General features: G+C 42.4%; 10 protein-coding genes and 1 tRNA gene. 3 read left to right on the top strand and 8 right to left on the bottom strand.

The window, feature by feature from the left end:
- Positions 1-109: 109 nt before the first annotated feature.
- Genes ACMGDE_RS09150 through ACMGDE_RS09130 form a run of 5 tightly spaced genes read right to left on the bottom strand, consistent with a single transcriptional unit; the run spans position 110 to position 3,523 of the window.
- Positions 110-649, bottom strand: a complete 540-nt coding sequence (locus ACMGDE_RS09150; RefSeq protein WP_436832468.1) for a nuclear transport factor 2 family protein — start codon at positions 647-649, stop codon at positions 110-112.
- Positions 646-1,083 (bottom strand): hypothetical protein, encoded by a 438-nt coding sequence (locus tag ACMGDE_RS09145; protein WP_436832467.1) that lies wholly within the window; start codon positions 1,081-1,083, stop codon positions 646-648. Before ACMGDE_RS09145 ends, ACMGDE_RS09150 begins: the two co-directional genes overlap by 4 nt.
- 47 nt (positions 1,084-1,130) lie before the next feature.
- On the bottom strand, positions 1,131-1,577 hold the full coding sequence (locus ACMGDE_RS09140; protein WP_436832466.1) for a hypothetical protein: 447 nt from the start codon (positions 1,575-1,577) through the stop codon (positions 1,131-1,133).
- The gene (locus ACMGDE_RS09135; protein ID WP_436832465.1) at positions 1,574-2,242 is read right to left on the bottom strand and encodes an RNA polymerase sigma factor; all 669 of its coding nucleotides are present in this window, start codon (positions 2,240-2,242) and stop codon (positions 1,574-1,576) included. Before ACMGDE_RS09135 ends, ACMGDE_RS09140 begins: the two co-directional genes overlap by 4 nt.
- A 9-nt stretch (positions 2,243-2,251) precedes the next feature.
- The gene (locus ACMGDE_RS09130) at positions 2,252-3,523 is read right to left on the bottom strand and encodes a retroviral-like aspartic protease family protein (RefSeq protein ID WP_436832464.1); all 1,272 of its coding nucleotides are present in this window, start codon (positions 3,521-3,523) and stop codon (positions 2,252-2,254) included.
- A 195-nt stretch (positions 3,524-3,718) separates the two neighbouring features.
- Here ACMGDE_RS09130 and ACMGDE_RS09125 point away from each other — a divergent pair, with 195 nt between their 5' ends.
- The gene (locus ACMGDE_RS09125; protein ID WP_436832463.1) at positions 3,719-5,179 is read left to right on the top strand and encodes a caspase family protein; all 1,461 of its coding nucleotides are present in this window, start codon (positions 3,719-3,721) and stop codon (positions 5,177-5,179) included.
- A gap of 45 nt (positions 5,180-5,224) precedes the next feature.
- Here the strand turns inward: ACMGDE_RS09125 and ACMGDE_RS09120 are convergent, their stop codons facing one another.
- The gene (locus ACMGDE_RS09120) at positions 5,225-5,683 is read right to left on the bottom strand and encodes a HEPN domain-containing protein (protein WP_436832462.1); all 459 of its coding nucleotides are present in this window, start codon (positions 5,681-5,683) and stop codon (positions 5,225-5,227) included.
- A gap of 102 nt (positions 5,684-5,785) precedes the next feature.
- Between ACMGDE_RS09120 and ACMGDE_RS09115 the strand changes: the two genes are divergently transcribed.
- Both ACMGDE_RS09115 and ACMGDE_RS09110 read left to right on the top strand, forming a co-directional pair.
- Positions 5,786-7,519 carry an SIR2 family protein gene (locus ACMGDE_RS09115; RefSeq protein ID WP_436832461.1) on the top strand — a complete coding sequence of 578 codons (1,734 nt, stop codon included), beginning with the start codon at positions 5,786-5,788 and terminating at the stop codon, positions 7,517-7,519.
- A 47-nt stretch (positions 7,520-7,566) separates the two neighbouring features.
- On the top strand, positions 7,567-7,917 hold the full coding sequence (locus ACMGDE_RS09110) for a hypothetical protein (protein WP_436832460.1): 351 nt from the start codon (positions 7,567-7,569) through the stop codon (positions 7,915-7,917).
- Here the strand turns inward: ACMGDE_RS09110 and ACMGDE_RS09105 are convergent.
- Both ACMGDE_RS09105 and htpG read right to left on the bottom strand, forming a co-directional pair.
- Positions 7,913-7,986 (bottom strand) — tRNA-His (locus ACMGDE_RS09105). The two genes, ACMGDE_RS09110 and ACMGDE_RS09105, sit on opposite strands and share 5 nt — an antisense overlap.
- 64 nt (positions 7,987-8,050) lie before the next feature.
- On the bottom strand, positions 8,051-9,940 hold the full coding sequence (gene htpG / locus ACMGDE_RS09100; protein ID WP_436832459.1) for a molecular chaperone HtpG: 1,890 nt from the start codon (positions 9,938-9,940) through the stop codon (positions 8,051-8,053).
- Positions 9,941-10,075 lie beyond the last annotated feature (135 nt).

Raw genomic sequence — 10,075 nt, 5'->3', positions numbered from 1 at the left:
GGTGAAAGGCTAAGGCTGGATCAAAATAGCGTTTAGGAATAGGTTGATCCGGATGACACAGTTCACGTTACACTACCGGAGATTTACAATTTATGACGATATTGACTATTTACCGGTGGTCATAACTCATTTCGCGCTTTACCTGCCATTTGCCGTTCTTGTTCTCCCAGACCTCGGTAAACTTAGCAGTAGCTTCCAATTCTTCCTTGCCATTAACCGTCCCATAAAACTTGTGTATGCCAATTGCTAATGCGCCAAAACTACCTAAACGGTAAACTTCCAGGCTGCCTTTGACCAACTCCCGTCTTGACGAATGCACAGGATCGGTAAAGTTTCTTTTAAACGCTGCCAGATTATGTGCATAATCCGTTAAACCGCTCCGGTCATCATAAAATTCCAGGTCGGGAGAAAAAAAACTCATTAATCCCTCCAGATCACGTTTATTGTAGGCGGAGAACATGGCGCTATCCAGTTCAGCTACTTTTTGATATAGTGGATCAGGTTTTTGAACCACATTGCCTTGCTGCTGCGCGGCAGCCGGTAATGCAAATGCGGCAGTCAGTGCGACCAACCCAGCACAGATAATTAAAGATTTCATATCATTTTTTTTATTTGACAAACCCAGTAACCCAGAGGTTGCATGGTTCATAGTGTATCTTTTCTTTTTTTCAGATAAATATAATAACCCGCATAACCCAGCGATAAACTAAAGGCGACCACTGCAACCGACAGCCAACCGAAAGGGAAACTGCTGATCACGGCAAAGCCAATACCGGCACCAAGCAAGAGCAGGAACCACTTGACCGCATGATTTTTGTTTTCCGCGCCGATCCTCAACATTTTCTCTGCTTCATCACTTGTGACCCCCATAAGGATCATCTTGCTTTTAAGGCGATGGTTTAGCAGCATACGGATCAGCGTCAATAAAAAGCTGGTCGCCACATAAAAGAGAAGGATGACGATAATGGTACGGATAAATACATCGGGAATATACATACCATCGGCGAGGGTAAAGCCTCTGCCCTCAGTATGTTCCGGCATCTGCTGAATATTCAGGGAACTTACGAATATGATTTTTTTCATTTGATCACTTTTAAAGATGAGACGATTATTTAATTATCAGGTTGCAGTCACTCCATATTCAGGGCGTTGAGCTTTTTACGGTAGGTATTGTAAAGTTCCATCAATTGCACAATCAATAGACCGGAAAGCAGCAGCAAACCGATGATAATGGCAAAAGGCGTAACATCTATAAACACCCAGCGGATTGTGCTCCAAAGCCCTATCAGTCCGGCAATGAGCAGCGCAACAGTGCCGACTAGGAATCCATAAAGATACAGGGTCTCTTTGCTGTCCTCCTTATTAATCGCAGGCAAACGGTCTGGAATGAGTTCTTCTGTTTTGAAATCCAGTGTGGGTGTCTTCGCTTCCCGGATATGGCGGTATAGTGTTTGGTAAGCGCTTATCTGCGACTGGCAATGGCCGCAGCCAGCCACGTGCTCCATAGCAGCCTGATTTGTATGTCCATCAAGTGCACAGGCCTGCAGTTCTTCTTCATTTAAATGTACATTGCTCATAAATCCTCCTTTGAATAATGATTGAGTAAACTTTCCTTCAGCACTTTTCTTGCCCGGAACAAATAGTTTTTGACCGTTCCAACAGGAAGCCCGGTGATGTCCCTGATCTCTTCGACGCTCAATTCTTCTTTGTGAAATAAAGTAATGAGCGTGCGGTAGACCGGTGGTAATGTAGTACTGAGCTTTTCCAGGATCTCTGACCTTTCTTTTATAGAGAGCAACTGGCTGGCATCAGGTATATCTCCTGCGATCTCCTGAGCACAATTGTTGCTTAATAAAAGCTCCTCACCGGCAGAAATGGTTATCAGTTCCGGTCTGTATTTTTGCAAATGATCCAGACAGGTAGTGTAGCTGATCTGTGCGACCCAGGTAGACAGTTTGCATTGAAAACGGAACCGCGGCAGATATCTGAAAGTTTTCAGGTAAATATCCTGTGTAAGATCCTTTCTGTCCGGATGGTTGCCCAGCATTTTAAATACAATTTGTGCAACCAGTTTCTCGGTACGGCGAACCAGTAAGGCAGCAGCATGCCGATCCCCATCCATGATCTTTTTGACCACATCCCTGTCGGAAAGAATAACAGATTGTCCTGGGCTCACTATATGATTGGACGCTACCGTTAAAAAAAAGTTGCAGAAAGCGTCAGAATTGTTTGCCTCAACCACATTTGTGATTTATTTTCTCCTTGTTTTCGCATATATCACGATTCCGGCCAAAACAACAACTAATCCTGTCACTATCCTAACCACATAATATTCATCACGTTTTCGGTAAGGAACGTTTGTCAGCGAATTGGGTTGCATATACATATAGCCGTTTTTATTGTCGAGTACAAGGTTAAACCTTTTTAACAGGTCATTGCCCAGGAGCATCTGCAGCCCTTCTCCGCCCATGCCCCGTATCTTATATTTAAACCCCGAAAGCTGGTATTTGCCAATACCCAGCTTTGGCATAATCGCCTCATTCAAACCAATCATACCTGCCAATTCATTTTTTATCCGGTAACTTATAGGCACATCAGCGCTATTCAAAATAGAGGTCTGGGCACCTGTGTCAAACATGACCCAACCAGTTTGCGTTTTGCCATTGATGCAGAGATTTGCCTTGATGTACGGTATAACGCCGCCATCAAGGATCACGTCGTGACGGGAATAAGCGGCTGTTTGAGGGGGTAAGGCATTATGTACGACTAATATTTTCTTGTCATAATTGATTTCCAGCATTTTATCCCTGAACAAGGAATTGCCGATGAGCAGGTCCTCGTAATCCTTCATATTACTGGCAACGGCGATGGGGATGCTGTCCCAGACCAGGTTTCCTATCTGCAGCCGGTTTTTACTAGCTAACGGCACCTGATTCACACCGTCAGAATTGGTAAGAGTAGTCTCGCCATCAAAGTTCATTTTAACTTTCTTCACGGAAGTTTTATTGATGAGGGTTCCCCCTGCACCCAGATCAAGCTGGATATTGGTGACCTCTGAGCCATTTAGTTTTGCATTAACATATACTTTACGATTGTCGCCCAAAGTAAATGGGATAGTATCTGGCCCGGCGCCGGCGCTTTTTCGCGTGGAAGCATTAAAATTTTTGTAATTGGCCGAAATGCGGGTATAGCAACTGTCCTTTCCGTTCAGTAAAATGATAAAATCATAATCCTTCCCATAAGTTGTATTGAAGGAAATAGAATCCAGATCGGTAATGAAGGTAATGGTGTTGTTTTTTTGCGGAATTTCCGCATAGTAATAGTCAGGTTTCCTTTCGGGCATAATAGCCCAATAGCCTTTTTTGAAGTGCTTTCCGTCCCTGATGCTGGCAGTTTTAGATGTAGCCCGCACAACAGGCAGAACATTTTGGGCAAAGGTAAATTGTCCTGACATTAAAAGAAGAGCAGTTGCACATGTATATGTCCTAATCCGCATCCCTGTGGTTGATCTTGAAGTTTTCATTTATTCGCTTTTAATGATGAGACTGGTATCCCTGTTATCAGGTTGCAATTTCACGGTACCGAATAACAGTCTTTCACAGATCTATACAAAAAAGCGCCCTACAGGAAATACCCTCATAGCAATTGAATATTTAGTAATTTTAACACCTTAGTACAATTTAATAATTAAAATATTTTCAGTAATAGTATATATCTTATGAAAGTCCTAGCAGTTTGCATTGGTGTTGATAATGCCGGAAATTTCACAAAACTTGATAACGCTATAAATGATGCAGATGCAATGGAACAGGTTTTCAAATCCTTCGGATATGATACAATACTAAAAAAAGATATTAATGTAGCTGAGTGGATAGATCTTTCGACATACCTGCAAAAGGAACTTAAGAACTACGACAGCTTTATATTTTTTTATGCAGGGCATGGTATAGAAGTGGACGGGGAAAATTACCTCACACTTAATGAAACAGCACAGGATCAGGAAAGCAAAAGCTATTATGATAGGTTTGCAATCAGGTTATCCGAAGTTCTTGAGCTGGAAAAAAATAACTTATCGATATCCAAGATCATCATTGTTGATGCATGTCGGGATAATCCCAAAGGCGTAAGGGGCGTTCAAGCTGAAGAATTTGCTCCGATCGCTACACCAAGAGGAACCTTGATCGCCTTTTCCACAACCAGCGGTGAAAAGGCCGCCGACTATGGATTTCCAAACAATAGCGCTTACACCGGTACGTTGGTCCATCATTTAAAATGCAGCTCAAATATCCAGGCGGAATCCCTTTTTAAAAAGGTTAGACAATCGGTTTTTTCGATTACTAAAGGAAAAAAAGTGACTTGGGAGCATACATCACTTATTGACGAATTTTATTTTCAGAAACCCGTAGCGCAAACTATTGACTACGGTTATCCGGATCCGTATATAATTGATAATACATATAGTTATTCCGACAGCAATATAGCCTCCATTATTGCAAAACTACAAACATCGAATTGGTACGAACAGCAAGATGCATTAATTTCATTCCTGGGATCTTCGCCTAAAACATATCAGCCAAATGAAAAATTTTTGATTGGCCGATATATCGTCAGAGCAGCTTCAAACGGAACTTTTAAAGCGCAAAACCTCCTTACGGACAACCTTGTAGGTTTTCTGAACAGTTATTCGGAAAATGACAGAGAAAACCATTTGCTTAATGGAATGCTTTTCGAATTGTATTTCAATAACTCTGGCCAATTCCGGTTTGCCAGTGAAAACACCTTTGCTTCCAATCTCCTGCTTGAACTTCGAGGTAATGGGCTATTTGCCAAAAGTTTTGCCTACCTGAATAACGTTCTCAAACCATTTGCAAACAATATTATTTATTATCCCATAGACGGGGCGAATCAAGGAACTATTTCATTGGATTTCGTTCCAGCTGATGAGCAGTACTGGGGCGGAAAAAGAACGGTAATTAGAGAAATTCACCTGAATGCCAAAAACGTGACAGACAACATCACAGCCGCAGTAGGAACTTCAATAGAATCGCTAGATCGTTTTAAACAAGCACTAACTGCACTGAACATCCCAATATCACTGATCAGTCTAAATTCGCCAATTGAGTTAAATGATCTCGAAATAAGGCAAAATCCGGGAACAGAGACCTTTACTGAATTTTGATCAAATTAAACCGGATAGCTAAATTCGTTGGAAAGGCTCATGCAACTACAGGAAATAATTTGAGTAATAAGAACTCTCAATATAGTATTCAAATCGTTTTTTTAATACCACTGCCGGAACATACAGGTGTTTTAAGATAAGATAATTGATTAAAGCACGGCAGGCTAATGTCAATGCCTCCAATTCCTCTCCGGCAGCCGCTTTATCTTTCAAATTGGGATTATAGTGGGTGTAATAGTTCCTGGATTGCTTCACCCTCCGCTTAAACGCCTCATCATAAGTATAGTCAAAACCAAGCTTGCCATTTTCTACTTCTGAAAACAGCTTAGTTAATCTTTGATCCAGGTTAAGCTCATTTTTAAATGCAAGGTGTTCTTCTACCTCCTTTTGATATTCATCCGGCACACCTGCAATAATCGCCTCCAATTTGATTTTGAAATTGGCATCCGGCATTAACTTTCCAGGAAACTTATAGATATGGTATATCTCCAATGCCCTTATCAAATTCAGGAAATTATTCTCATCAAAAGCCCCACGAAAAAAGTAGTCAAGGAATATTAATTTAAGGATATGCCGTATCTTTAATTGAATTTGCAGCTATTAAATATGAATAATGACCTAACGCTCTTATCTTATACACTTTACAACAATCCAGGCGTATATGCACTTTTCTTAGGATCTGGCGTATCCAGAAATGCAGGGATACCTACCGGTTGGGAAATCATCGTAGACCAGATCAAACAGCTAGCCGTAGCGTATAAAGAAGATCCAGGTGAAGACCCAACGGCATGGTACCGTGAAAAATTCAGTAAGGAAGCAGACTATTCTGATATTTTGGAATCCGTGAGCAGCACACCGGAAGAGCGCATAAATCTGCTTAAAAGATACTTTGAGCCGACTGAAGAAGAGTTTGAAGAAGGATTAAAACGGCCAACAAAAGCACACAGGGCTATTGCCAAATTGATCAAAGCGGGAACCTTTAAAATAGTGGTTACCACAAATTTCGACCGCTTGCTGGAAAATGCACTGAAAGATGAGGGCATTGAGGCGGTCGTAATTACAAACGCTAGTCAAATCGAAAATGTACAGCCGATAGTCCATAACAAGATCACCATACTTAAAATCAATGGCGACTACCTGGAAACTAAGTTTCTAAACATCAGATCTGAACTTACCGGCTATGATGAAAGATTGAACGTACTGCTTAGGTATATTTTTGAGAATTTTGGGTTGATTACAGTCGGCTGGTCGTCGGTTTGGGATATCGCGATCGTTGACATTTTGAAGTCTTCCAATAAATTCAGGTATTCCAATTGCTTCACATACAAAGGAAAAGCGTCACCCGAACTTGAAGAATTATGTCGTTTCAGACAAGGCAACCTGCTCGGAATCGATGACGCAGATAATTTCTTCACCGAATTGATGGACAATATTGATGCCCTGGAAAGATTTCGGAGCGATCACCCGTTAACATTGGAACTTGCCATTGCCAAGCTTAAAAAATTTGTCGTAAAGGAAGAGTTTGAGATACAGTTACATGATATGATTGTTGCGGCAACCGACGATATCATTTCATCATTTAATAGCCACCGGTTTCCTGGCACCCCCACGGAAGATTTTTTCAAGACTGAACTGGAATATATTTTCAATAGTCTCTACCCATTGAATCGCCTTCTTTCAATAGGCATTTATTGGGGAAAGGATTATCATCATAAATTGTGGCTAAAAATCATTAAGAAGTTCAGCAACCCCGTGAGCCGGGCTGGAAATTATCATATGTGGGGCCAAATGGAACGACTTCCTCTTCTAATCCTGTTGTACAGTGCCGGAATAACTTCAGTACTAGCCGAAGATTTTATTTTTTTAGGGAAACTACTTTCCTTGAAACAACGCGATAAATATGGCGATAAAGAAACACCAATGATCGAAGAGGTTAATCCCGTTGGTTCACTGGAAAATAAGTATGCACAAATACTTTACAAACCTTCCACTAAGCAAACACCGACCAGTGAACTCCTATTCGAGAGATTACAAAAATGCTTTTATGAATTGGGTATAGAAGAATTTCTTTATACTGACAGCTTTGACTACTTTGAATATGTATTGAGTTTGATGTACTTAAAACAAATGGAAGGAAATTGGTTTCCATTGGGAAGGTTCGGATGGAGAACCAAGAGTGGATACCGAAAGGAAACAGCTATAACCCGCAAGGAAAAGGAGGCATCAGAAAAGAAAGAGGAATTCGAACTGGTGAACCCTTTTTTATTTGAGAACTATGCAGAGTTTGAAAAAAACCACAGAGAGATTATGTCGCAACTAAAAGAGATGCGCTTTTTTTAATCAGTTTACAGACATTAACCATAAACCAGATTTAAACGTTACAAAATATGTTCAATAGACTGGGTGTTTTAAGTTCCGATGCTTTAAATCGAGATGGGTATGTTATTGCGTTCGAGGCATTGGAACAGATGATCGCAAAAAATGCGCTTACAGGTTTACCGCAGTTGATCGATCATGATTTCCACAGGCCACTGGGATGGATTGACATAGCCAGTATTGAGGCGAAAAGATACCTAGTAGGCATTTTGTTCCCTGAAAAAATGACCTATGCAGAGGGGGTATGTCGAACCGGTAAACTCAACCGGGCGGCCGAGTTAATATATCTGGAAAACAAAGAGTTACGGGCAAAAAAAATGGGGCAAAAGTCTCGTTTAAAGACCTTGCCCCATAAAGGGTAAGTAATGGGGCTCGAACCCACGACCCCTAGAACCACAATCTAGTGCTCTAACCAACTGAGCTATACCTACCATGTTTGTCGGATGGCAAAAATAGCAATTTAGCTACAATCCAACAACATTTTTTAAAAAAACATCAACCGATCATGCTGACACTTCGCTTGACGAAATTAGTCAACTCATTTCCGGTGAGCAACCCGCGGGACAACAATGCCAAGTCAAACGCCTGCTTGGCCAATTGTTGCTGCTGCTCTTCGTTCTCACCATTGAGGATCCGCTTGATCAGCGGGTGGTTGCCATTGACCGTCACTTTGTAATTGTCCGGCATGGTGCCGTAGAAGCTCATGCCCCCTCCTGTCTGCGCCATGTCTTTCATCCGGCGCATAAACTCATCAATGGTCACGGTGACGGGCAATTCGTGCTCGCTTAGCGCCTCTACATGCACCTTCATATTGTCCCGGCTGATGGCTTTCTCAAAAAGCGTAGCAGCCTGTTGGCTCTCCTCTTCGGTAAGCACCGGCTGATGGGTCTGGTCCCGTTGAATGAGCTTATCAATCACATCGGCATCCACACGCTTTAATTGCGTTTTTTCCGCCTTTTGTTCTAAATAGGCCACGAAATGGCTGTCGATGGGCGAATCGAATACCAACACGTCGTATCCCCTATCGCTGGCCGTGGTAATATAGCTATCCTGCTGGGCCATGTCATTGGTGTACAGGTATACCACATTGCCGTCTTTATCTTGTTGGATATCCTTTACCTTTTCGGCATATTCCTTCAACGTGTAGGTTTCATTTTCGGTGTTTTTCACCAAACAGAAATCATGGGCTTTTTCTGCAAATTTGTCATCGCTGAGCATTCCGTATTTAACGAAAAGACCGATATCCTTCCATTTTTCCTCGAAGCCTTTGCGATCCGCTTTGAATAGCTCGGCTAGCTTATCGGCTACTTTCTTGGTGATATGGGCGTTGATCTTCTTGACGTTGCTATCTGCCTGTAAAAAGCTCCGAGACACGTTTAGCGGGATATCCGGTGAATCGATGACACCGTGGAGCAACATCAAGAACTCCGGAACGACATCTTTTACCTCATCGGTGATGAACACCTGACGGGAATACAGTTTGATTTTGTTTTTTTGTATTTCGAAGTTTTCCTTGAGTTTGGGAAAGTACAGAATGCCCGTCAGGTTGAACGGATAATCGACATTCAAGTGAATCCAAAACAAGGGTTCGTCGAAGGAGTACGGATACAGTTCGCGATAGAACGACAGGTAATCTTCATCTTTCAATTCCGCCGGTGATTTGGTCCAGGCTGGATTGGGGTTATTGATAATATTGTCTACCGCTACCGACTTATATTGGGGCTTACCGTCTTGATCTTCGCCATCGGGTTCGCTGCTGGTACGTGTACCGAAGCGGATGGGCACGGGCAGGAATTTACCGTATTTCTCCAGGATTTCCTGCAACTTACCCTGATTCAGAAACTCCTCGGAATCCTTGTTGACGTGCAGGATGATATCAGTGCCCCGTGTGGTACGGTTTCCATCCGAAATTTCATAGGACGTGCTGCCGTCACATACCCAGCGGGCTGGGGTGGCGCCTTCCTGGTAAGACAAGGTTTGGATTTCGACCTCGTCGGCCACCATGAATGCCGAATAGAATCCGAGGCCGAACCGGCCGATGATCTCGTTGGCGTCTTTGGCTTCCTTGAATTTCTCCACAAATTCCGTGGCCCCCGAAAAGGCGATTTGGTTGATGTATTTCTTCACCTCATCTGCCGTCATGCCGAGTCCCTTGTCGGAAATGGTGATCGTTTTGGCATTTTCGTCAAACGCCACATCGATGGTCACATCACCTAATTCGCCCTGGTATTGTCCCAATGCAGCCAGACGCTTGATTTTTTGTGTAGCATCTACAGCATTGGAGACCAGCTCCCGGAGGAATATTTCATTGTCTGAGTATAAGAATTTCTTGATTACCGGAAATATGTTCTCGGTGTGAATGGATATATTACCTTTCTCGTTCATTTTTTAATAATTAACGGTTCAATGTTCCCTTCCAAACAATATGTGTTCCATTAGCATGATCCCGTCAGGATGGCAGGAAAAGATGACAAAAAGAGGTGCTGCAATCGAGCATCCCTTTAGGTTGGTTTTGGATAT

It is taken from the genome of Parapedobacter brassicae, assembly GCF_051400755.1.
Classification (GTDB): domain Bacteria; phylum Bacteroidota; class Bacteroidia; order Sphingobacteriales; family Sphingobacteriaceae; genus Parapedobacter.
This window is presented reverse-complemented; position numbering and strand designations above follow the sequence as displayed.